Source organism: Bdellovibrio bacteriovorus (assembly GCF_001592735.1).
Taxonomy (GTDB): domain Bacteria; phylum Bdellovibrionota; class Bdellovibrionia; order Bdellovibrionales; family Bdellovibrionaceae; genus Bdellovibrio; species Bdellovibrio bacteriovorus_D.
Genome location: NZ_LUKE01000001.1, coordinates 143,473 through 165,488, shown reverse-complemented (window position 1 = coordinate 165,488; position 22,016 = coordinate 143,473). Strand labels below are relative to the sequence as shown.

Annotated in this window: 21 protein-coding genes; 13 read left to right on the top strand and 8 right to left on the bottom strand. The window is 46.7% G+C overall.

Annotation, left to right across the window (positions count from 1 at the left end):
• Positions 1 to 12: 12 nt before the first annotated feature.
• On the bottom strand, positions 13 to 1,323 hold the full coding sequence (locus AZI86_RS00770) for a hypothetical protein (protein ID WP_061833187.1): 1,311 nt from the start codon (positions 1,321 to 1,323) through the stop codon (positions 13 to 15).
• Positions 1,324 to 1,454: 131 nt separating this feature from the next.
• Between AZI86_RS00770 and AZI86_RS00765 the strand changes: the two genes are divergently transcribed.
• The 7 genes from AZI86_RS00765 (at position 1,455) to AZI86_RS00735 (ending at position 6,715) form a co-directional block, all read left to right on the top strand.
• Positions 1,455 to 2,195, top strand: a complete 741-nt coding sequence (locus AZI86_RS00765) for a hypothetical protein (protein ID WP_157684585.1) — start codon at positions 1,455 to 1,457, stop codon at positions 2,193 to 2,195.
• Positions 2,186 to 3,217 carry a hypothetical protein gene (locus AZI86_RS00760; protein WP_061833185.1) on the top strand — a complete coding sequence of 344 codons (1,032 nt, stop codon included), beginning with the start codon at positions 2,186 to 2,188 and terminating at the stop codon, positions 3,215 to 3,217. Before AZI86_RS00765 ends, AZI86_RS00760 begins: the two co-directional genes overlap by 10 nt.
• Positions 3,214 to 3,774, top strand: coding sequence for a hypothetical protein (locus AZI86_RS00755; RefSeq protein ID WP_253715538.1), 561 nt, complete (start codon positions 3,214 to 3,216; stop codon positions 3,772 to 3,774). The genes AZI86_RS00760 and AZI86_RS00755 overlap by 4 nt, the downstream gene beginning before the upstream one ends.
• Before the next feature lie 111 nt (positions 3,775 to 3,885).
• Complete coding sequence (locus AZI86_RS00750) at positions 3,886 to 5,349, top strand: hypothetical protein (RefSeq protein WP_061833184.1); 1,464 nt, start codon at positions 3,886 to 3,888, stop codon at positions 5,347 to 5,349.
• Positions 5,319 to 5,735 (top strand): hypothetical protein, encoded by a 417-nt coding sequence (locus tag AZI86_RS00745; protein ID WP_061833183.1) that lies wholly within the window; start codon positions 5,319 to 5,321, stop codon positions 5,733 to 5,735. Before AZI86_RS00750 ends, AZI86_RS00745 begins: the two co-directional genes overlap by 31 nt.
• Positions 5,736 to 5,775: 40 nt before the next feature.
• Positions 5,776 to 6,228: a hypothetical protein gene (locus AZI86_RS00740; protein ID WP_061833182.1), complete on the top strand. Its 453-nt coding sequence runs from the start codon at positions 5,776 to 5,778 to the stop codon at positions 6,226 to 6,228.
• Between the two features lie 94 nt (positions 6,229 to 6,322).
• Positions 6,323 to 6,715 (top strand): hypothetical protein, encoded by a 393-nt coding sequence (locus AZI86_RS00735; protein WP_061833181.1) that lies wholly within the window; start codon positions 6,323 to 6,325, stop codon positions 6,713 to 6,715.
• A 66-nt stretch (positions 6,716 to 6,781) separates the two neighbouring features.
• On the opposite strand, the gene lpdA is transcribed toward AZI86_RS00735, so the two are convergent.
• The 3 genes from lpdA to AZI86_RS00720 are packed head-to-tail and all read right to left on the bottom strand — an operon-like array spanning position 6,782 to position 12,256.
• Complete coding sequence (gene lpdA / locus AZI86_RS00730; protein ID WP_061833180.1) at positions 6,782 to 8,191, bottom strand: dihydrolipoyl dehydrogenase; 1,410 nt, start codon at positions 8,189 to 8,191, stop codon at positions 6,782 to 6,784.
• Between the two features lie 15 nt (positions 8,192 to 8,206).
• Positions 8,207 to 9,508, bottom strand: a complete 1,302-nt coding sequence (odhB, locus tag AZI86_RS00725) for a 2-oxoglutarate dehydrogenase complex dihydrolipoyllysine-residue succinyltransferase (RefSeq protein ID WP_061833179.1) — start codon at positions 9,506 to 9,508, stop codon at positions 8,207 to 8,209.
• A gap of 30 nt (positions 9,509 to 9,538) precedes the next feature.
• The gene (locus tag AZI86_RS00720; protein WP_253715535.1) at positions 9,539 to 12,256 is read right to left on the bottom strand and encodes a 2-oxoglutarate dehydrogenase E1 component; all 2,718 of its coding nucleotides are present in this window, start codon (positions 12,254 to 12,256) and stop codon (positions 9,539 to 9,541) included.
• Between the two features lie 140 nt (positions 12,257 to 12,396).
• Here AZI86_RS00720 and gpmA point away from each other — a divergent pair, with 140 nt between their 5' ends.
• The 4 genes from gpmA (at position 12,397) to AZI86_RS00700 (ending at position 15,167) form a co-directional block, all read left to right on the top strand.
• A complete protein-coding gene (gene gpmA / locus AZI86_RS00715; protein ID WP_061833177.1) occupies positions 12,397 to 13,143 on the top strand; it encodes a 2,3-diphosphoglycerate-dependent phosphoglycerate mutase in 747 nt (248 codons plus the stop codon).
• Between the two features lie 12 nt (positions 13,144 to 13,155).
• On the top strand, positions 13,156 to 14,400 hold the full coding sequence (gene hutI / locus AZI86_RS00710) for an imidazolonepropionase (protein ID WP_061833176.1): 1,245 nt from the start codon (positions 13,156 to 13,158) through the stop codon (positions 14,398 to 14,400).
• A gap of 101 nt (positions 14,401 to 14,501) precedes the next feature.
• Positions 14,502 to 14,930, top strand: a complete 429-nt coding sequence (locus AZI86_RS00705) for a hypothetical protein (protein ID WP_253715533.1) — start codon at positions 14,502 to 14,504, stop codon at positions 14,928 to 14,930.
• 54 nt (positions 14,931 to 14,984) lie between these two features.
• Positions 14,985 to 15,167, top strand: a complete 183-nt coding sequence (locus AZI86_RS00700; protein WP_061833174.1) for a hypothetical protein — start codon at positions 14,985 to 14,987, stop codon at positions 15,165 to 15,167.
• 4 nt (positions 15,168 to 15,171) lie between these two features.
• Here the strand turns inward: AZI86_RS00700 and AZI86_RS00695 are convergent, their stop codons facing one another.
• Both AZI86_RS00695 and AZI86_RS00690 read right to left on the bottom strand, forming a co-directional pair.
• Complete coding sequence (locus AZI86_RS00695; protein WP_061833173.1) at positions 15,172 to 17,067, bottom strand: hypothetical protein; 1,896 nt, start codon at positions 17,065 to 17,067, stop codon at positions 15,172 to 15,174.
• Positions 17,068 to 17,169: 102 nt separating this feature from the next.
• Positions 17,170 to 17,940: a lysophospholipid acyltransferase family protein gene (locus AZI86_RS00690; RefSeq protein WP_061833172.1), complete on the bottom strand. Its 771-nt coding sequence runs from the start codon at positions 17,938 to 17,940 to the stop codon at positions 17,170 to 17,172.
• 38 nt (positions 17,941 to 17,978) lie between these two features.
• On the opposite strand from AZI86_RS00690, the gene glpK reads away from it, so the two are divergent.
• Both glpK and AZI86_RS00680 read left to right on the top strand, forming a co-directional pair.
• Positions 17,979 to 19,463, top strand: a complete 1,485-nt coding sequence (gene glpK, locus AZI86_RS00685; protein ID WP_253715530.1) for a glycerol kinase GlpK — start codon at positions 17,979 to 17,981, stop codon at positions 19,461 to 19,463.
• Positions 19,464 to 19,467: 4 nt separating this feature from the next.
• On the top strand, positions 19,468 to 20,166 hold the full coding sequence (locus AZI86_RS00680) for a PilZ domain-containing protein (RefSeq protein ID WP_061833171.1): 699 nt from the start codon (positions 19,468 to 19,470) through the stop codon (positions 20,164 to 20,166).
• 26 nt (positions 20,167 to 20,192) lie between these two features.
• On the opposite strand, the gene AZI86_RS00675 is transcribed toward AZI86_RS00680, so the two are convergent.
• Positions 20,193 to 20,588, bottom strand: coding sequence for a Crp/Fnr family transcriptional regulator (locus tag AZI86_RS00675; protein WP_061833170.1), 396 nt, complete (start codon positions 20,586 to 20,588; stop codon positions 20,193 to 20,195).
• Between the two features lie 28 nt (positions 20,589 to 20,616).
• A complete protein-coding gene (radA, locus tag AZI86_RS00670) occupies positions 20,617 to 22,008 on the bottom strand; it encodes a DNA repair protein RadA (protein ID WP_061833169.1) in 1,392 nt (463 codons plus the stop codon).
• Positions 22,009 to 22,016 lie beyond the last annotated feature (8 nt).

Here is a 22,016-nt window from a genome sequence, read left to right as displayed (position 1 = left end):
TTTAAGCAAAAACTAATTCAATCTTGGTTTCCAGTTATCCCATGAAGGACAGCTGCGTGCACGCTCTGATGGACCGCGGCTTTCGCCCCAACGGTAGGCGCCACTGTCATTAGGGTTATTTGAAATATTCCCCGCAAACATACGTCGTTTAAACTCTGCGATATCCATGCTGCGGCCCGAAAGATATTCAACCGTACAGACTGAATTACGGCTGTTGGGGCTGAACTTCATGTTCGCCGCCTCAGAGGCGGCTGAAGAGCGAATGTAAGGGAAGATTTTTTCCAAACGGCGCGCGTTTTCGGCGCTTAATTTTGCGCCCCCGTTGCGATCAATCATCTGACGGTAAGCACGACGTAAAGCCATCATATCGTCAAAAACACGTTGGTCACGACTGGGAGTTGAATACGTGTCGTAATCTGCCGAACTCATGCAACCATTCGTACGACTCAAAGCGCGCAAGCCATCGTTTACGGACGGCACACGCGATGTGAATCCTTGGCAGATCGTGTGCAACATGCGACTGACCATTTGATCGTCACCTTCGCTGCGAGTGGCTAAGCGGCTTTGCACTTGGCTGACCCAACCGCGCAAACCGATTTGGTATTGCTCTTCGCTGTATCCTGGGACTTCCCACACCGGGCGACCGATGTAAGCCGCCGGTCGCCAGTAACGGAAACCCGCGTTTCCTGACGGAGAGTAATTGCCTTCAAAAACCCATTCCGGGTTGGGCCAAGAGCGACGCTCTTGCAACATCGAGCCAGAGCCCGCGCCGATGGTCGAATTAAATACTAAGTGGGGGACACCGATCGACATCATCTCTTTGACGGTCCAAGAGTGATGATTTGCAGCGGTTGTTAAAATCAAAGACCCCGCACGGATCGCGCGGTTGTTCATCGCGACCGGATACGTGTCGTTCGGAAGAGATTTTGTGCTGGCCATATCAAACATGTAAAGCAAAAAACCACGGATGCGAGCCGTGTCGCTTTGTCCATCCCAACGGCTCATGCGATTTGAAATCGTACGACCTGAAGCAGTGGGATCTTGCATCACAAAGGGCAGGCGATTTTCATAGGCAAAAATAATACGCATAGAATAAACCGTGTCGGCGCAGTCCAGGCGAAGTCCATAATAGGGATTCGGGCGGCCGTTACGAGTTTGTCTGGCAAAAAAATCGACAGTCCAATTATTACGAACCCATTCAGAAAAACGGGCTTCGGCGTTAGGACCCCAACTATTGGTTTCAGTCCAAACCGCGGCATGGGCAGAAAGGCCCATAAATAGGGTCATGATAAAGAGGCTTAAGGAACGGTTCAGGCGTGACATTCTTTTTCTCCTCGGATTTGTTTAGGCCGAGGAGGGATATATTGCGACGGGCCAAGGTTCAATGAATTTATTGCTCGTTGCGCCGTGTTAAGTAGACATTTCCAATGCGTCGCGGCATATTCCTTAAACTTATGAAAACTTTCATCTTTCTGCTCTCTCTAACCCTGGTAATATTTACACAAATTGGGTGCCAAAAAGAAGAGCCTGTCACCCGTCAACAAGTCCTTTCTGAGGGCTTTTCTTTGATGGATCAGGGGCGTTGGGACGAAGCCATTTCGTATTTCCAAGACGTTTTAGATCATGATCCGCACTATCACGTGAAATTGGCTTTAGCTTCCGCTTATGCTGGCAGAGCCGGCATTAAGATCGAACAAATTTATCAATTTTCAGTCGTTAAAGAAGTTCCCGTGCCGAAAATTGAGATGAAGGGGCTGGCTTTGGATAAGCAGACCTCTGCAACTTTAGAAAATTTAGCCAAGTATTTAGAGCACTGGAACAAGATTCCCGATGTTCAAGGGAAGTCTCGAGCTGACATTCTTTCCGCCCTTAAAACTTTAGAAAATGAAAATGAACCCGGTGTGCGGTTGTATTCGGCGGTTTTGCGTATCGTGAACGTCAAATCAACGATCAGCCAAGGGGTTGAGAATTTTAATTTACGTTTGCAAAGTAAGAAAAAAATCTGCACGCAAGATTTAAAACCTTATGTCAATTGGTCGGGAAAAGTTTTTGAAAGTCTGATCCTTTTAACTTCGGATTTAGAACTCGCTTTCCCCGAGCAAAAAAAGAATTATGAAGAAATTCGCGTCAAAATCGATGACGTTGTAAACCAAGTTTCGAACCTGTCATGGCCTGTGAGTAACCAATGCTACTAAGTCGTGGTTTAAAACTTTCAATCATCGCGGTTCTTTTAAGTGCCTCTGTGGTGGCCCCAGCCAGTGAGCTGCCGTCGTCCTTGCGGGGCGGCTCCAGTCGTTTTATTTCTCGCGCGTTAGGAAGTTCTTGTTACACCATGGACAGTGTAGAGCGCGGCCTTCCTTGCAATCCCGCTTCGGTCGCTAAAGAGCGTAAAAGTCGTTTTGATGCCGATCTTTTAATGGGCAGTCACTTAAAATACATCCAAGAAGCTCAAGACATTTTGGGTGGGAATGATTCGCCCGAGGCTGTATCTAAGTTTTTCTCTCACCGAGATTCCATGCAAGGGGAGGCTTCTTTTGAAGCTTCGTTTCAAGCGTCAACGTGGGGTTTGGGTGTCGAGCCGTATCGTTTTATTGCGGTGACTCGCATGGAAAACCCGGCCCTGCCGATGGTGGATGTGACAATTGCCCAAGAACAAAGTGTGCGGGCCCAAGTGGCTACTTATGCCGGAGAAAACTTTTATGCGGGCGTGCAAGCTCGTTACACGCACGTGAAGTTCATTGGTCAGTACTTTGCCTTAACTGAAGCTTTCGCGGGTGATAAAAACGAACTTTTCCAAACACGCACGCAAGATTTGATTTACTTAGAGCCTGGCTTTTTATTTTCGTGGGAAGAACAACCTTGGAAACCTCAAGTTTCCGCGGTGCTGGCAAACTGGGGTTATTCGAGTGAAAAAACCGCCGAATATCCTATTCAGCCTGAAGGTCTTTTAGGGGCCTCGATCAAACCCTTTGTCCCATTGGGACTTTTAGAGTTGGGTGTGCAATTTCAAATCAATGCGCAAACTAAAAATGCGCGCGATGCTTTGCGCGCTTCCGTCGCTTATCAGCTGGGAATTTTGCATCTTATTGCCAGTGCGTCGGATTATGATCGCTCCGCCGGGTTTACGGTGAGCTTCCGCAGTTTCTCTAGTGGTCTTTCTTATTGGGATCAAGATGACAGCCGTGGTGTCTTTATATCTTTCTTGGTGACGTTATGATGAAGTTTCTTGCTGCAATCTTAGCCCTGACATTTTCATTACAAGCTTTTGCGCAAGAGCGTGAACTTGAATACGAGGGGGCGGCCAATTGGAATGACTTCCGTAAGTATGTTTTGACTCAACAAGAACTCGATCAGCAAAAAGGCTTAGGCTATATCATTTCGGGAACGGTCGCCGCTGTCGGCGGGGCGATTGGTTTTTATCAATCGGAAGAAGTTTTTAGCCGCACGGCCTTTGCGATCACTTCAAATATCGGCTTGGCGGCGATCGGTGTCGGGGCGAGCTATTACTGGACCGGCAGCAGTGTGGATTCGTTTTTTTATGCCATTGACGGTTCTTCGTTATCGCTCGCTGAAAAAAATGAAGTTTTACAACGTTACCTGGATAAAGAACGCGAAGAAAAAGAAAATCGTCGCTGGATTCGGGTCGTGACTTACGGTTTGATTGCGGCGGCGAATTTGTACAGCGCCTCTCAAGAAAAAAGTGCCGATGTACAATCGGTGTTTTATTTCTTAGCGGGGGCGAATGCGCTGTTGGCGGTGAGTTACAGCTTCTAAGTTTTTCGCTCTGGACTTTAGTACTTCAAAATCCATTACAAAACATCGATGTGTTCCCTCTGATCCCTGGCCAAGTTATCCTAACTTGGTTCAAGGAAAGGAAGTTTCAAGGTGAAAACATCTAGCACGTCGTTTTGGGCCACCACCGTTTTTTGCTGCCTGACCTTTTTAGTTTTTGGTTGGTACAGCATTGAAAATCCTTCGGTTTCTCGAGGTATCGCTTCTTCGCCGGAAGAAGCTGTCATTAATCAATTTACCACCTTGCAATTGCGCATGCGCGGTTTTGATGACCCCGTTAAAAGCAAGGACGGCATGACTTGCAGCTGTCAGTTCGGTACAGATAACGGCGTCTTGAAGTTTGAAGACCCCGAGGCCTGTGGACCCGAACGCAATTACCTTGAGAGTTCATTAAAGGCGATGAAGACCATAGACCCTCAAGGGTATTACACCGCCGGACGTGATTATTCTAAGACCGCTGAAATTTTGCCGCGCAAATGTGCTTTATTTATCATGCGCCGTTTTTGGAAAGACCGTGCACGCACTCCGCAAGAGCGTTTGAACGAAGATATTGAATTTAATCGCACGGCGCCGCCCGATAAACAACGCGAGATCAAAGACATCAGTGAGTACAAACCGGATCCGCATTTGTATTCGAAGTGCGCACCGAACTCTAGTGGCACGCCAGAACGTTACGGGCACAAAGCTTGCGTGACGGAGCCTTACGTGAACTTGGTTTATAATTCATTGATTGATGTGGCCGATTGTTTAGGGGTTCCGGCAAAGTTTATTGCTCCGAAGCTAAGCAATGAAAGTGGATTGCACCTGAATGCCTTCGGGTTGGTGAACGACGGGGGCATCGGACAATTTACCAAGCAAGCTTTAGATGATGTCGTGCAGAACTATGACAACTTTAAGGGGCGTATTACAAACAGCGATAAAGCCTCTTGCAAGCGACTGCGCTCCATTCCGGGAGCGGTGCCTAAAAATAGTAAGGACATTATGACGGCTGACGCAAATCGCTGCCATTCGATTTCCGTTCCGCCAAATCCACTTCGCAGCTTGATTTATTACGGCGTTTTCTATCATGCGACTAAGCGCAATTCAGATAACGCCTATGCCCGCAAAACAGATTCCAAAATTGACGATTTTAAGTCGACAGAGACTTTGTTAAAAGAGGCTGGTTTAAGCGGTATTGATCAAGATAAGATCCGCGAGATGATGTTTGTGATGGCCTATAATGCCGGCCCCGCTCGCCCCTCTTCGATCTTAAGAGAATGGTTAAAAAAACGGATTGAAGAAGCCAAACTTTGTCCGGCGGCGAGACCATGCCCAGTGAAGGCCGCCGATTTCAATATGAATTATTGGCCGACAAAACCGCAGATGCAGGCAAAATATGGTAATGCTCGCGCCAAGCTTATCTCAGATTCTAAAAACGGCGCCCCGCTGACTTTGGCGGAGTATATTTTTGCTTACAAGGATAATTTATATATCGCCGCCGTCAGAGCCCAGGCCCGTGTTTTAGATCAGCAGTTAGGAGAAGGCACATGCACTCAGCCAAAATTCTTAGAAATGTAATCTGCCTTATCGTGATGATGCCGGGCGGGGCCTTCGCGGCCAAGGTCGATGTTTACAAAGAGTTTGAATCCAGAGTCAGCGCGCTTGAAAAAAAATTACCAAAAGAAAAAGACATCGTGAAGCGCTATGATATTTTTTTAAAAACTTTTAAAGAAATTCATGAGCTTCGTAAAAAGAACCCTCGTCAGGATGAAGAAAAAGAAATCAACATGAGTTATTTCATGGATGCCTTGGCCGCCTTGCCGGGCAAGGCCGAATTCAAGGCTGCGAACTGTTCTGAGTATGTGAAAGAAGTGGAAGCTTCGGCTAAATCATACGAAGCGGATCACAAAGAAGACTATGCGGATAGGGCGTTAAAAGTTACGAAACTGATTTGTAACAAATAATTTCGTGACATCCCCGGCGGGGCCGCCTAATTCCTGGGTTATGAGAAATAAAAAACTTTGGGTTAACATTGCGGTTTTTACACTCTTGATTTTAAGCGGTTTCCTTTTCTGGCTTTTAAGAAAGCCGGTCGGCCGCGGGGGGGATTCCCACCCTCGAATTTCCCGGGCAGAAATCGACAATATTTTAGTTCTTTCTAAGGCCACCTTTGGCTATCCCAAAATGTTAGATGACGAGGTCCGTGCGGAGGATGCACGGATCACCGCTAAGGATGAATTTGAAGTCTTAGTGACGTTGGTGAAGATTGAATCCACAAGTGCCTCGGCCCACGCCCAAGTGGAAAGTGCTAAGTCCCGTTTGCCGGCCTATGCGTGCGACATTCGCCAGTTAAGGTTTTTATTATATAAAGGCATTACGGTGCTTTTGACTTTTAAGTCTAATGACCAAGTAGATCTGTTTCAGTACCAAATCACGCCTGAAATGTGCGGAGAATAGGCAAAATTCTAACGCCGCGATTTGTTATCATATTCAATAATTTGAAAACTGGAATGTCCCATAAGATAACTTAAATTACGTGAGGTGATTTAAAGTGAAACTATTTTCTGTGATTCTTGCCATCAGTTTCGTCACTGTCAGTTCTTGGGCTGAAATTCCGGTGCGCAGTGAGCGTTCTTTGCGCGTGCAATTCGATAGCTATATGGAACTTCTAAAAAAAGAAATCCAGTTCAATAAAGACAAAGATAAAAAGAAAAGATTTTCCCTTTTAGATCAGGCTTTAAATCAAATGAAGATCTTGCGCCAAGAGATTGGGATGACCGACAGTCCGGATGCAGCTCATATGGATCAGGTGATCGCTGCTTTAAACTCTTTACCTTCTCAGAAACAGTTTAAACGTAAGAACTGTGATTCCTATCAAGCGACTTTAGCCGCCGAACCGAGTCATGAATTGGCGGCGGATTTTATGAATTCGCTTTGCAATTAAGACAGAGATTTATCTCTGTCTTAAGAGCCGATTAAAAAAGCCAGGAACGTTGTCCTGGCTTTTTTATTACATCTGACGAGTGCGTTTCTCAACACCCAAAGCGGCCTCGCGAACCGCTTCGCTCAAGGTCGGATGGGCGTGGAATGAACGGGCCAGATCTTCACTGCTGCCGCCAAACTCCATACATACAACCACTTCATGAATCAATTCAGACACTGACGGCCCCACCATGTGGGCGCCCAAGATGCGATCTGTTTTTTTATCCGCGACGATCTTTACAAATCCTTCGCTGAAACCAATCGCGCGGGCGCGACCATTGGCCATGAATGGAAATTTTCCGACGGCCACTTCAATGCCTTTTTCTTTGCATTGTTCTTCTGTTAAGCCCACGGTGGCAATTTCTGGATGCGTATAAATAACTCCAGGAACGGTGTTGTAATTCACATGCCCTGCGCCACCGGCCAGCATTTCCGCTAATGCGACACCTTCTTCTTCGGCTTTATGGGCTAGCATCGGTCCTGGAATGCAGTCGCCAATGGCATAAATGCCTGGAACATTTGTTTGATAGTGGTGATCAACAATGATGCGACCTTGAGGATCTTTTTGGATGCCCATTTCTTCAAGGCCCACGCCGGCGGTGAAGGGTTTTCTTCCCGTCGCCACTAAAACCACGTCCGCTTTTAATGAACCCGTTTTTCCGTCGGTCAACGCTTCATAAGTCACTTCCACGCCGTCGTTGGCCACTTTAGAGCCTGTGACTTTCGTAGAAATCATAAAGCTCATGCCTTCTTTTTCTAAACCGCGTTTAAGAACCGTCATGCAATCTGGATCAGTGGCACCACCTAAACGATTGGCATATTCAATCACCGTGACTTTCGAACCTAAGCGCTGCCACACCGAACCTAATTCAAGTCCGATAACCCCACCACCGACAACAATCATGGATTTTGGGACTTCCGATAACACCAACGCGCCGGTGTTAGAGACGATACGTTTTTCATCAAACTTTAAGAACGGCAATTCAACCGGGACAGAACCGGTCGCGATAACGATGTTCTTAGTGGTTAAAACTTGGGTTTTGCCTTCAGCATCTTTAACTTCGACCTTGCCAGCCGCGACGATTTTGCCAAAACCCGTAAAAGGCGTGATTTTATTTTTCTTAAATAAGAAGGCGATACCTTCGGTGTTTTGTTTTACCACTTTGTCTTTACGAGACATCATGGTTTTAAGATCCAGCTCGACCTTAGAAAGTTTGATGCCGTGTCCTTCAAAATCATGAAGGGCGGCGACATAGTTTTCTGAACTCTGTAAAAGGGCTTTCGAGGGAATGCAGCCCACGTTTAAGCAGGTGCCGCCATAGGTTTTGTCTTTTTCAATGACCGCTGTTTTTAATCCCAGCTGTGCTGCGCGAATCGCGCCGACATAACCACCGGGGCCAGAACCAATAATAATAAGATCAAATTGTGTATCGCTCATGGGTGCATCCTTCTATTAAATCTCAAGTAAAAGTCTTTCTGGATCTTCTACAAGTTCTTTGACTTTTACTAAGAAGCTGACGGCTTCTTTGCCGTCGATAATGCGGTGATCGTAAGTTAGTGCCACGTACATCATCGGACGGATTTCAACTTTACCGTCAATCGCTACCGGACGGTCTTGGATTTTATGAAGACCTAGGATTGCGGATTGAGGATAGTTCAAGATCGGAGTTGAAAGAAGGGATCCGAAAACACCCCCGTTAGTGATAGAGAATGTTCCGCCACCAAGATCGTTCGGAGTGATTTTTCCATCACGGCCTTTTAAAGCAAGATCACGGATCGTCATTTCAATACCGGCGATCGAAAGCATGTCGGCATCTTTCACGTTTGGAACCATCAAGCCTTTTTCTGTCGAGACCGCAATCCCGATGTTATAGTAATTGTGGTATTCGATGTCGGTGCCATTAATCCAAGCATTCACTGCGGGGTAAGTTTTTAGTGCTTCCACCACGGCTTTGACAAAGAAGCCGTTAAAGCCCAAATTCAATCCGTATTTCTCTTTGAATTTGTCTTTGTATTTCGCACGCAGGTCCATGACCTTGCCCATATCGATTTCATTGAAAGTCGTTAATAGCGCAGAGGTATTTTGTGCTTCTTTTAGTTTTTCCGCAATACGTTTACGGATGGTTGTCATCGCCACAAGTTTTTTATCGCCTTGTTTGCTCTGACCGCGAGGAGCCAATACGTCAGCAGCACTTACTAAAGGAGCCGCTTCTTTCTTAGCTGGTTTTGTATCGCCACCCGAGGCAGCAGCAGCAGGGGCGGCCGCAGGTTTTGCGCCACCGGCTGGCATATCTTGAACATCACCTTTAGTGAGGCGACCGTCTTTACCCGTGCCAGACATCCCGCCGACATCCAAATTCTTTTCAGAAACAATTCTCTGCACCGCTGGTGACAATGGCATGTCTTTACCCGTGCTTTGTGTGCCTGTGCTTTGAGAAGCTTGCGGAGCTGCACTTTGAGCTGCTGGTTTGGCTTCGGCTGCCGGAGCCGCGGCCCCCGCGGCGGGAGCTTTAGCATCTGTATCTAACGTTGCCACTGTCGCACCGATCTTAACCACAGATCCGGCCTCTGCTCCTGGAAGGATGGTCAAAACACCGTCATTTTCGGCAACCACTTCCACGCTGGCCTTGTCGGTTTCAAGGAGCATCAAGATTTCATTGCGCTTGACGAAGTCGCCAGATTTTTTTGTCCAGCTGCCGATCGTCGCTTCAGTGATGGATTCCCCAACTGTGGGAACTTTGATTTCTTGTTTCATGCTAACGTCCTTTACCTTAAAAACCGGCGGTTAAGCGCCAAAAATAGATTTAATCAAATCAGCTTGTTCAACTTTGTGACGATAGTTTGAACCCACGGCCGGGGAAGATCTTTCCGGGCGGCCTGCATATTCAAAGCCCAGCTTTAAGCCGGCTTTCGTCACGACATCCACAAACTTGAAGTACACGTTTTGGAAAGCACCCATGTTGCGTGGCTCTTCTTGCGCCCACACCAAGGTTTTGGCTTTCGCGTACGATTTCAAAACTTCGGTCACTTGTTTTGCCGGGAACGGATAGATCTGCTCCAAACGCACAAGCGCGATGTTTTCTTTTTTCGTCTTTTCACGTTCTTCTAATAATTCGTAATAAAGTTTACCAGAGACAAACACCACGGTGTCTACTTTGGATTTATCAACCGTGTCGGCAATCACTTCTTGGAATTGACCGTTCGCCAACTCATCAATCGAAGAAACGGCCTTGGGATGTCTGAGTAAAGACTTCGGCGACATGATCACCAACGGCTTACGGAAGTCGCGATGGATCTGACGACGGAACGCATGGAACACTTGGGCCGGAGTGGTTAAGTTGCACACTTGCATATTGTTCTGCGCGGCCAATTGTAAGAACCGCTCTAAACGAGCCGATGAATGCTCTGGACCCTGCCCCTCATAACCATGAGGTAACAACATCACTAAGCTGTTCATTTGTTGCCACTTCGATTCTGCCGCGGCCAAGTATTGATCTAAAATGATTTGCGCGCCGTTAACAAAGTCACCGAACTGCGCTTCCCAAAGAACCAGGCTGCGTGGATCTTGATTTGAATAACCCCATTCGTAACCAAGAACGCCGTATTCTGAAAGAATACTTTCCGCGACCAGAAGGTTGGCTTTTGGATTTAAATCTGCAAGCGGGAAGTAAGCTTTATTAGTTTTAACATCATACATACCCGCATGACGGTGAGTGAAGGTCCCGCGCACGCAGTCTTCACCGGTCAAACGAACCGAAGTTCCTTCAGACAATAAAGATCCGAAAGCTAAAAGTTCGCCCATACCCCAGTCGATCGCCTCTTTGCCGGCACCCATGGCTTTACGGGCCTCAAGCAATTTGATCAGTTTTGGATGAGGGGTGAATGACTCTGGGAAGCTGCCGATTTTTTCACCGATTTTTTTCAAAGTCGCCAGATCAAATTTTGTGTTCGCGGTTTTTTCAAAATCAGCGTCTGTTGCGCGACGAAGACCTTTCCACGGACCTTCAAATTTGAAGTTTTTTAATTTCGGTGGAGTTTTCTTAGTCTCGTCAAAGATGCCTTGCAAGCGATCCATAGCTTTTGTGTACAAATCATCAATAGTGGCTTGATCGATGCTATTTTCTGCCGTCAACTTTTTCGCGTAAAGTTCGCGAACAGTCGGGTGAGTTTTAATAATATCGTACATCAACGGTTGAGTGAATGCGGGTTCGTCCCCTTCGTTATGACCGTACTTACGGAAGCAGATCAGGTTGATCACGATATCGCGACCAAATTGTTGACGGAAGCGAATGGCGATATCCATCGCGCGCACGCCCGCTTCAACGTCATCGCCGTTAACATGAATTACAGGCGTGAATGTCATTTTCGCGGCGTCTGAAGCGTAACGAGTGGAGCGGGTGTCAAAACCATTGGTTGTAAAACCCACTTGGTTGTCGATGATGATATGTAAAGTTCCACCGGTGGAATGCGAACGAACTTGCGCCATTTGCAAAGTCTCTTGCACGATTCCTTGACCTGCAAAAGCCGCATCCCCGTGAATTAAAACCGGAACCACTTTTTTGTGCCCATCAGCGCCGAGTTTGTCTTGAGTCGCACGCGTCATGCCCAAAGCAATCGCGTTCACGGTTTCAAGATGCGAAGGGTTGTAGGCCATAGTCAGCTTGCAAGTGCCATTCGCGGTTTTTCTTTCAGAAATATAACCCAAGTGGTATTTCACGTCGCCATCAAAACCTTCAACCGGCTCTTCAAGCTCTAGCGGACCATTGAAATCACCAAAAACGTATTGCTCTGGCTTGCCCATGAAGTTCACAAGAGTGTTGACGCGACCTCGATGGGCCATGCCGATAAACACTTCTTGAACTTGCAAAGCAGAGCCGCGAGTGACCAAAGTCTCAAGCATCGGGATCATGGTTTCCGCGCCTTCGACCGAGAAGCGCTTCGTGCCGACGTACCGAGAGTGAATGAACTTTTCTAAAGTTTCAGCCTTCGTCAAAGAATTCAAAGCTGATTTTTTTTCTTCAATGGGAAGTGGCGCTAAAACTCCTTCGAATTCTTTTTGCAGCCAGTTCATCGCAACCAAAGAAGCGTCGGCGGCTTGCAAAGCCATCTTACCGCAATAGACTTTGTTCAATTGCGCGATGATCTCTGAAAGGGTCGCACCTTGTTTGCCGATCAAGGAACCCACTTGGAATTTTGCCGACAGGTCTTTTTCTGAAAGGCCAAAGCGTTTGATATCCAAGAACTCAGAAGGCTTTGCTTGATACAAGGGATTGAGATCCGCTTGCGTGTGGCCTTCATCGCGATAGGCTTGGATCAATTGAAAAACAGCGAGCTCTTTGTCGGACATTCCAAATTTGCCTTCTTGAGCAAATTCAACTCCTTCAAAAAAACTTCTCCATTCAGGAGCCAATGCATCCGGATTGGATTTAAAATCCGTGTAAAGCTGTTCGATGTATTCAAGATTAGATCGATTGATCCCGGTGTTGTTCACGATATTCCTCACGTTGTAATTACGCGTGCTAATTTTTCAAAAACTTCGGTGTTTGACACGCCTTAATGCATAGCAAAACTTCAAGCTTTTGATATTCAAAGAGAGCAGGGTCATGATAGCTCTTTTTACTAGCAAATTGAAGGAGTTTAACTGTGTATAGATTGGTATTGATTCGACACGGTGAGAGTGTATGGAACCAAGAAAACCGCTTTACCGGATGGCAGGACGTTGATCTTTCTGAAAAAGGTCGGGCCGAAGCCGTAAAAGGCGGAAAAGCCCTCAAAGAGAAGGGTTTTACTTTCGATGTGGCTTATACGAGTGTTCTTAAAAGAGCGATTAAGACGTTAAACTTTGTCCTGGACGAGGTGGATCAGGTGTGGCTTCCAGTCCACAAAGACTGGCGATTGAATGAGCGCCATTATGGAGCGTTGCAAGGCTTGAACAAAGCGGAAACCGCGGCTCGTCATGGCGAAGAGCAAGTGAAAATCTGGAGACGCAGCTACGATACGCCGCCGCCAGCGATGGATCCGAGCGATCCTCGACACCCTTCGCATGATGCTCGCTACAAAGGTGTGGACCCAAAACTTCTACCCAGCCAAGAATCTTTAAAAGACACGGTGGCGAGGTTTCTTCCACTTTGGAAAGAGAAGATTTCTTCAGAGATTAAGTCAGGAAAAAAAGTTCTCATTGTGGCTCACGGTAATAGCTTGCGGGCTTTAATCCAGTATCTGGAAAACATGACTCCTGATGAAATCATGGGCGTTAACATGCCAACGGGCATTCCGCTGCTGTACGAATTGGACGCAGACTTTAAAGTCTTGAAAAAAGAATTCATCGGCGACGCTGATGAGGTTAAAGCCGCGATGGAAGCCGTCGCAAATCAAGGCAAAGCGAAGTAGGCAGTCAAAAGTATGGCGGTCTTACTTAAAAACATTTCGACTTTATTGACGTTACAAGGCGCGGCCGCGAAAGCAGGTCGTCGCGTAACGGAAGAGGACTTAAGCATTCAAACCAATGCTTCGGTTTTCCTAGATAAAGATCGCATCGTTTGGGTGGGGCCGACGAAGAAATTGCCTAAAGAATACGCAAAAAAGAAATCCGTGAAAGAATACGACTGCAAAGGTCGCACAGTTTTACCGGGTTTCGTCGAAGCTCACACGCATTTGATTTTTGAAGGTGATCGCGCGGCAGAGTTTGAAATGCGCCAACGCGGAGTGAGTTATCAAGAAATTGCCGCAAAAGGTGGCGGAATTCTTTCGACCATGAAGAAAACCCGCGCAGCGTCGCTTCAGCAATTGGTGAAGTCCGGACAAAAGCGGGCGGATCAATTCGTGGCTCAAGGTGTAACGACTTTAGAAATCAAATCGGGATATTCGCTCAATCTTAAAGACGAAATGAAAATGCTTGAAGCGGCCAACAAAATCCAAGGGCCGCGCACCGTCACAACTTTTTTAGGAGCCCATGCGCTTCCGCCCGAATTTAAAACTTATGAAGATTACCTTGATTTCTTAGCGACCGAGGTTTTACCCCGGGTTCAAAAAAAGAAACTTGCTCAGCGCGTGGACGTCTTTATTGAAAAAGGATTTTTTCCGACGCAAGCGTCGGAGGTTTACCTTCGTCATGCTCAAAGTTTAGGCTTTGATGTCGTGGTTCACGCCGATCAGCTCTCTTTAAGTGGTGGCAGCGATGTGGCGGTGAAGCTGGGCGCTCTTTCGGGCGATCATCTTTTGCAAATCAGCGAAAAAGAAATCAAATCTTTAGCAAACTCTGAAGTGACATGTGTGTTACTTCCAGCGTCTGATCTTTATATGAAGACAAAATATCCAGCGGCCCGGGAACTTATCGACGCTGGGGCGCGAGTGGCCGTGGCCACGGATTTCAATCCGGGCAGTTCACCGACGCAAGATTTGAACTTTGTCGGATTGCTCGCGCGCATTGAAATGAAGATGACTTTGCCGGAAGTCATCTCTGCCTACACGGTGGGAGCAGCTCACGCATTAAATTTAGCCAATGAAGTGGGTTCGATTGAGGTCGGAAAATCTGCTGATTTAATAAGCATAGAGCAGGATTGGCAGACGCTTTTCTATAGTGTTGGCGCACGTCTTGAGCCCCTGGTTTTCTCTCGAGGAAAGAAGCTTTTAGGGCCCTCTAAATAATCTAGTGCGTCACGAAATTTAAGATTCTTAAAATTTTTATTTGAATAATCACCCACTTTCTTTCTAGTCTTGAGCTGTATCGTTTGGGGGAGGGGAAAATCGTGAGGTCATCATATTCTACTTTGATGCAGTCAAAGTATTTTAATCCTGCATTTAATAGCGCCATCTTTGACGGCCCGATTCGTATTTACTTTGCTCAATTTCATGAGTCGCTAGCTTTGAAAATTTACTTCATGATTCAGCAGCAGCTGGTGAAAGAAATGGCTCGTGCCAAAGAAGTTTCTAAAAGCTCAGGCGCCAACATCATGATGATGGTGTATCCCACGGCGGAAAGCTTTACGCTTTCATTTGATGGCAAACCTGCAGACACGCCGTTTGAAACAGAAAAGTGGAACGAAGACATCATGATTGGTCTTCGCGGCCCTATTGAAGATAATAATCTAGAACTATTGATCGAAAGCCTTCGTCTTACAATGAACAACTGGAAACCCGTGAATGTGGCAAATCCCCAGGGTCTAGTTGAGGTTTAATCCACTTAAGTCCAGGCCTGGCTTTTTAGGAAGGGCTTGTGCTATCATTTCTTTATGAATCAAAAAGGTCAGATCGTGGTCGAGTATGTTCTTTTACTCGTCGTCGCGGTCAGCATCTCTGCCATGTTAGTGAGTAATCTTGTCAGTCGTGATCCTGACAATCCTGGCATATTGACATCGAAATGGCATGCCATCTTGATGACCATTGGTGACGACGTTCCTGACAAAAAGAAATAGTTTTTTATAATCCGCTGCCGTTAAGCTGTTCAACGTAAGGATTTCGTTCGGGCAATTCTTTAGCTTTTTTAAACTTCGAAGACGTCGGGCCGACAGAGTAAATGCCTTCACCCAAATAATCATACGCTTTTTCGATCGCTTTCATGGCTTTGTCTTTTCGTTCAAAAAATTTCTTTTTTTCTGCTTCCGAAAGATTGCTAAGAACCTTGTTCCACTCTGCCGGGGTGGTGTCAGCGATTTTTGCTGTGGCGCGGGCCGAAACTCCCATGGCGGCGATTTCTTGCTGGGCCTTGGCGCGAGAAATCTTTGCTTCGCTTTCGGCTTTCTTTAGATTTTCAGCCAGTTTGTTCAGTTGGCGAGGGCTCACGCCTCCGCGTTGGGCACGTTCGTATTCTGCTCGCAATGCGCCGACTTCAGCGTCGATCTTTTTTTGTTGATCGATGACCACATCCACATGGCGAGGAAAATCCGGAACATGCCAGGCATCTAAAGCTAAGCCATGATCAATAGCCACTTTGCGGCCGTCTGCTCGCACCAGATAGTTGTCACTGTGGCGGTCTCCGTTTTCAATTAGATAATCAAAGAAGACAAAACTTTCCGGATCATCGACTTTTCCGGGTTTGGCGTCGTCGACATAATATTGAAATGTTCCTGGTTTGCCATTGAGATCTCTTTCAATGGTGGCAGGCACCATGTTTTCGCCTAAATGACGATCCAGCTTGTAAGCGAAAATTTCACCGTGAGGATTAAGTCCCGGCGTTTCTGAAGATTTCCATACGCCCTTAACACCGTTATCAAACTCAAGTAAAAGCGGAGGGGAGGCTCGCCCCATCGTTAATGATTTCACGCTTTTTATATCGTTACTTTTCATGTCCTCAAGAAGTTTTGCCTCCATCGCGTCAGCAGCACTTTGCCTTCCAGCTTCACGCGCTTGCCAAATGTCGACTTGCGTATTTCCTGTAGGAGTCAGCTCTATTTTTGTGGGGGCCTTAGCGGCAGTCTCGATGGCTGCTTCCGCATTGCGAGCTCCCGGTGCAGATTCGACCGCCTTTGTGGCGAGAGAAGCCTCTTTGCCAGCAAGGCCTGCGATGCGTGTAAGTTTCAAGGCCGCACCCGCCGCAAGGGTGGGATCTAGAATCGAAAACAAAGCATAACAGCGCATTTCGGTGACGACTTCAGGTTTAAAACAGGCGGCGTGTGTGATCCCCGCTTTTTGTAAAGCCTGATCGATGAGTTCATTAAAAGACATCGGGAGGCGTGCCGCCTGACCGCTCCAAGGTTCGATAAATTTTTCGTCTAACCTTCGGGTCTGCGACTCTTTTTTTAGTTTCATCAAAAGTTTGCGATAAAGAACAGCCGCGGAATAACCTTCAAGATAATTTTTATTTGCAAGATCGTCAGGGTTTAAGTTTTTATCATTGCGATGCCCTTGAATTTCCTCGGCGGTGAAATACTTTTGAAAAGGGCCTAGCATCTGTCTTTTGCACTCAGCTGTTGTGCAATTTTTAAAAAAATCCTGTTTGGCTAAATCTTGTTCGCTGGGAATGCCGGTTTGGCCGGTAAGATACATAAAAATTCCTACGGCCATGTCTTTCCAAGCTTCTCCCATTTGGGTGGCGCAAATTTTTAAAAAGGCCTGGGTGCCGGCGGATTCTTCACACACTGAAATGTCCGAACAAGTTTTCAGTTTACCCGAAGCTTTTAGTTCGGGATGAAGTTTGACGTACTCTTCGCACTGATGAGATTTTTGTTCGATTTCGCAGGCTTCTTGGGCGGCGGTTTTTTTGGACGGAGTTGCGCACAGTTGCGGGGACTCTAGCTTCAGACAGGAAGGTGGAAGCTGGGGCTGGGCCACTGCGGAAAATGAAATTGAAAAAACCAATAAGTTTGCTAAGAACATGCTCTTACTTTATCGGAATTGAAGCGGTATTTTTTGATAGACTTAGGTCTGGCCTCGGGGCTTATTTCATCGCGGGCCGCTTCCGTAAATAGGACCTGGCACCTACAAAAATGGATTGCCGCGCTTGGTGATCTCTTCCTCGATCGCGGCTTGCATCTTTTCTTGGATGTCTTGGGCGATTTCGTGCATTAATTCGGAATCATTCATGGCCGAAGCTTTATAAGGCAAGCGGATCGGCTCTAAAAAGCGGATGCGCCATTTTGCCGGTAAGGGAATGATATTTAACGGCAAGGGGATCACGGTTCCTTTTAAGAACTTCGTGAATTTCAATTGTTTTAAGTTGATATGCGTTTCTTCTGCGCCCAAAACGATGGCGGGTACGATGGGGCATTGAGCCTCTAAAGCCATACGTACAAAGCCGCGCTTAAATTCCTGAAGTTGATAGCGCTCGGTGGTCGGCTTGAAATTGCCTTGTTCCCCTTCAGGAAAAAGGACGATAGCGTTTCCTTTTTTTAAAGCGTTCACGCCGTTTTCGTAAGTGGCCTCGGTAAAACCCATTTTGCTTGCCGGAATGGCGGTGGTTTCGGTTAAAAACCAAAAATGATGGGTTAAAACGCGCGGCACACGTTTGGCTTCTTGTTGGACGATGTGGCCCAGTAAGAAAGCATCAAACCCAGAAAAGCCAGAATGATTGGGGGCGATGATGACGGCGCCACGACGCGGAATGTTTTGGGCCCCTTCGACTTCCATCCGGAAGTATTTGCGCAAAATTTCTAAAAGAAACCGCGGCAGGACGCGATAGATCAATGTATCCCTGTCGAGATTGCGAAGACCGAATATTTTTTCATTGGGTTTCTGCAAAAAATTCTTCATGATTAATACATTCAATCCATCGTCAAAAAGGAACGTGCATGTCTTCTTCTTTTATCATGGCCATCGATCAAGGGACAACCAGCTCACGAACCTGTATCGTCAATCAAGCCGGAGGTCTTGTCGCCGAAGCCAGAGAGACTTTCAAGCAGATTTACCCTGAAGCCGGGTGGGTCGAGCATGATCCGGAAGATATCTGGTATTCTACGCAACGCTCAATGCGCATGGCTTTAGAAAAAGCCAATATCAAAGGTTCGCAGATCAGAGCGATTGGAATCACCAATCAACGGGAAACGGTGATGGTCTGGGATAAAAAATCGGGCAAAGCCATTTATAACGCTATTGTTTGGCAATGTCGCCGTACTCACGACGTGTGTGAAAAGCTGAAGAAAAATAAAAAAGAAAAACTGGTCACCGCAAAAACGGGATTAGTTTTAGATCCTTATTTTTCAGCGACAAAAATTCAGTGGCTGCTAAAAAATGTCAAAGGAGCCAAGGACAAAGCAAAAAACGGGGAGCTGTTAGCAGGCACCGTGGATACTTATTTGCTGTGGAAGCTGACCGCGGGACACTCCCATAAAACAGATGTTTCCAATGCCTCTAGAACTATGTTGATGAACATTCATCGTGGAAATTGGGATGAAGAGATGATGAAGCTGTTTCAAGTGCCCTCGTCCCTTTTGCCAGAAATCTGCCCCTCGAATTCCGAATTCGGAAGAACTCAAGGTTTAGGATTTATGCCCGATGGAATTCCAGTCACAGGCATCGTCGGCGATCAGCAGGCGGCCCTTTTCGGACAGGCCTGTTTTGACTTAGGCGAATCAAAATGCACTTTCGGCACGGGCAGTTTTATTTTGCTTAATACAGGTACGAAAGCGACAAAATCTAAAAACAAACTTTTAACCACCATTGCTTGGCAGCTTAAAGGCCAAAAAACCACTTATGCCCTTGAAGGTGGTGCCTTTGTTTGCGGAGCGGCAGTGCAGTGGTTGCGCGATGGCTTGGGACTTTTTGAAAAATCATCGGACGTGGAAAACTTAGCAAAAAGCGTTGATGACACTTTGGGAGTTGAATTCGTTCCGGCATTAACGGGCTTAGGCGCCCCCCATTGGAATGCCGAAGCACGTGGGGTGATCAGTGGATTGACTCGGGGGACGACGAAGGCGCATATTGCGCGCGCGACCTTAGAGGCCATGGCGTTGCAAAATGTCGATATCTTAGAGACGATGCAAAAAGATCTTGGAAAGAAATTAAAATCATTGCGCGTGGATGGTGGGGCGGCGGCCAATGATTTGCTGATGAAGTTGCAGGCGGATTATTGCGCCACCAACGTGGTCCGTCCTAAAAATCTAGAAACCACGGCCATGGGTGCAGCCTTCATGGCCGGTCTTGGTTCTGGTTTCTGGAACAGCTTAAATGATATTAAAAAAGTGTGGGCGGTCGATAAAGAGTTTAAAGTTTCCATGACTTCGGCGGCTCGCAAACAAAGAAAAGCACGTTGGGCCGCGGCCCTTAAAAAGGTGTAAGCGCATGGTGACGGGACAGCCGGGTGAATTGATCTTTAAACGAGTCGCAGTTTCAGAAAGAAAGATGATCTTTCGTGAAATGGCCGAAGATCGTTGTCAGATTTCGGTAAAGGGTTCCGAACACGAGACCGCCTTTCATTTGATTGCCGTACAAACTGAAAAAGATGAAACCCTTTTATGTCATCACACGGAAGATTCTAAAGGAGTAACCCAGGCGCAAAAAGTTTTAATAAATTTTAATTTTAAAAATGAACGCTATTTCATGCAGTCAGAACTTGCCTTTGAATCGGGCTGGGCCGTCCTGCAAATTGGCGGTGATCTGTTTCAGTTGCAGCGTCGCGCGAATGCTCGTCTGGTCATTCCGCCAAAATATCCCGCCGTTTATATTTTGATGTCTCACGAAGGAAAAAAGTTTTTTGTCGACTGTAAAGTGAAAGACATCAGCGCCGGCGGCCTTAAGCTTGAAGCCCCGCTGACGCATCCTGATTTTCGCATGGGCGAAGTTTTAAAAGGTTCTTTACGTTTAGGCAGTCGTCGGCCTATGGAGTTTGAAGTGGAAGTGCGCTTCACTCAAAAAAATGATCAGGCGCAGGTCGTGGGTGTGCAATTTTTAAACGTGGACCATATTTTAGAAAATCGGCTGCTCAGCCTGATGATGGATTTACAGCGCGAGTTGTTTTTAAAATACCCAGCGAAGTCGTAAAAAAGAGCAAATAGAAGGTCTTTTTGTTAAGAATTTCTGCGAGTTTTTTCTAACTCAAGTTCGCGGATTTTTTCGGTCATATTTTGCAGGCGTTCCACGAAAGACTTCAGCATGGATTCCGCCCAGGGGGGAAGATCCGCCATCAGCTCTTTAAAACCTTCTTCAGAAACTTTGACCAGATTGACATCCGTCATGGCTTGGGCCGTGGCTGAACGGGGAGAATTTGAAATCAACGCAAATTCGCCAAAAGATTCACCATCGACGATTTCAGAAATTGGAATCTTCTTTCCCGTGTTATCTTTGGTGAAGATAGAGACCACGCCATTTTCAACGATATAAAAATGGTTTTCGATATCTCCTTCAAAGAAAATAAAATCGCCAGGCTTATAGCTTTCTTTTTGAATCGCGGTGTGGTCACTCATGAAAACGTCCTTGTTCTAAAAGTCACTGCTAAATCAATTTACTCAGATCGTTGACGTTTTTGACAAATGAAATCTGCTTATCTTTAGAAAGTTTAACGTCTTCAAGGTGTTTCTTATTAGAATAAGGGATCACGAAATGCAAAAAGCCCAGCTTGTCGGCTTCGCGAATTCGATTTTCAACAAAAGAAACGCCACGGACTTCGCCGGTCAAACCGATCTCTCCAAAAAAGCACGTTTTGGCATCTAAATCGCGATTTCGAGTCGTAGAAATAATCGCGGCCGCAACGGCCAGGTCGGCCGCAGGTTCCACAAGTTTAAGCCCGCCCACGACATTGATAAAAATATCGTTGGTAGAAAGGCGCACATCGAGGTGGCGATCTAAAACGGCAGCCAGTAAATGCAGACGATTCACATCAATACCCAGCGAAGTTCGACGAGGCATCGCCATCGGGCTTGATAAAGTCAGTGCTTGAACTTCACAAAGCAAAGGTCTTGTGCCTTCCATCGACGCAAAAACGGCCGAGCCAACGAGTTGATTGCCCCGCTCTTCTAAGAACAGCTCTGAAGGATTCGAAACTTCTTCTAAGCCTTTGTTGTTCATTTGGAAAACACCCAGTTCGTGAGCCGCACCAAAGCGATTTTTCAAAGCACGCAGCAAACGGAAATTATAAGAGGCATCACCATCAAACGAAAGAACGCAGTCCACCATGTGCTCTAAAACTTTAGGGCCGGCGATGTTACCATCTTTAGTGACGTGACCAATAAGGATGACCGTGATGTTTTCTTGTTTGGCCAGTCCCATCAGATGTCCCGCGGATTCACGCACCTGAGATACGGATCCGGGGGCTGCGGGCAGATCCGGCAAATACATAGTTTGGATGGAGTCGACAACCAAAACATCCGGCTGCTTGTGACGAGCCAGGTCCATGATGGTGTGCAGATTCGACTCGCAGCCGATTTCAATTAAAGGCGAGCGAATGCCCAAACGATGAGCACGGGAGCCTGTTTGCGACACACTTTCTTCACCTGAAATGTACAAAACCTTTTGCTTGTTATTGGCCAGTCCCCCGGCCATTTGTAAAAGCAGCGTGGACTTCCCGATGCCAGGGGAGCCGCCCAGCAAAACGAAACTGCCGCGGGCAAGACCCCCGCCTAAGACGCGGTTCAGCTCTTCATATCCCGTGTCAAAACGATCCAATTTGATTGCCTCAATACTTTGGTCTAGCGAGATCGGTTTGCTAGAAGCCGTCGCTTTTTCGGTTGGCGTCGTAGACCAACCTCGAGTTTTAACCTCTGGAAGCTGCAATTCTTCGACGTAAGAGTTCCAGGCCCCGCAGTCGGAACACTTGCCCTCCCACTTTGGTCTTTGGGCGCCGCAATTTTGACAGGTATAGATCGTTTTAGTTTTCGATTTTGCCATAGATATTC

Bases quoted from the DNA above. Each gene is read 5' to 3' on its own strand.
- AZI86_RS00690 (WP_061833172.1), bottom strand. From the start codon at position 17,940: ATGAAGAATTTTTTGCAGAAACCCAATGAAAAAATATTCGGTCTTCGC.
- AZI86_RS00760 (WP_061833185.1), top strand. From the start codon at position 2,186: ATGCTACTAAGTCGTGGTTTAAAACTTTCAATCATCGCGGTTCTTTTA.
- lpdA (WP_061833180.1), bottom strand. From the start codon at position 8,191: ATGAGCGATACACAATTTGATCTTATTATTATTGGTTCTGGCCCCGGT.
- radA (WP_061833169.1), bottom strand. From the start codon at position 22,008: ATGGCAAAATCGAAAACTAAAACGATCTATACCTGTCAAAATTGCGGC.
- AZI86_RS00695 (WP_061833173.1), bottom strand. From the start codon at position 17,067: ATGTTCTTAGCAAACTTATTGGTTTTTTCAATTTCATTTTCCGCAGTG.
- AZI86_RS00765 (WP_157684585.1), top strand. From the start codon at position 1,455: ATGAAAACTTTCATCTTTCTGCTCTCTCTAACCCTGGTAATATTTACA.
- AZI86_RS00675 (WP_061833170.1), bottom strand. From the start codon at position 20,588: ATGAGTGACCACACCGCGATTCAAAAAGAAAGCTATAAGCCTGGCGAT.
- AZI86_RS00680 (WP_061833171.1), top strand. From the start codon at position 19,468: ATGGTGACGGGACAGCCGGGTGAATTGATCTTTAAACGAGTCGCAGTT.
- AZI86_RS00770 (WP_061833187.1), bottom strand. From the start codon at position 1,323: ATGTCACGCCTGAACCGTTCCTTAAGCCTCTTTATCATGACCCTATTT.
- glpK (WP_253715530.1), top strand. From the start codon at position 17,979: ATGTCTTCTTCTTTTATCATGGCCATCGATCAAGGGACAACCAGCTCA.
- hutI (WP_061833176.1), top strand. From the start codon at position 13,156: ATGGCGGTCTTACTTAAAAACATTTCGACTTTATTGACGTTACAAGGC.
- odhB (WP_061833179.1), bottom strand. From the start codon at position 9,508: ATGAAACAAGAAATCAAAGTTCCCACAGTTGGGGAATCCATCACTGAA.
- AZI86_RS00740 (WP_061833182.1), top strand. From the start codon at position 5,776: ATGAGAAATAAAAAACTTTGGGTTAACATTGCGGTTTTTACACTCTTG.
- AZI86_RS00755 (WP_253715538.1), top strand. From the start codon at position 3,214: ATGATGAAGTTTCTTGCTGCAATCTTAGCCCTGACATTTTCATTACAA.
- AZI86_RS00745 (WP_061833183.1), top strand. From the start codon at position 5,319: ATGCACTCAGCCAAAATTCTTAGAAATGTAATCTGCCTTATCGTGATG.
- AZI86_RS00700 (WP_061833174.1), top strand. From the start codon at position 14,985: ATGAATCAAAAAGGTCAGATCGTGGTCGAGTATGTTCTTTTACTCGTC.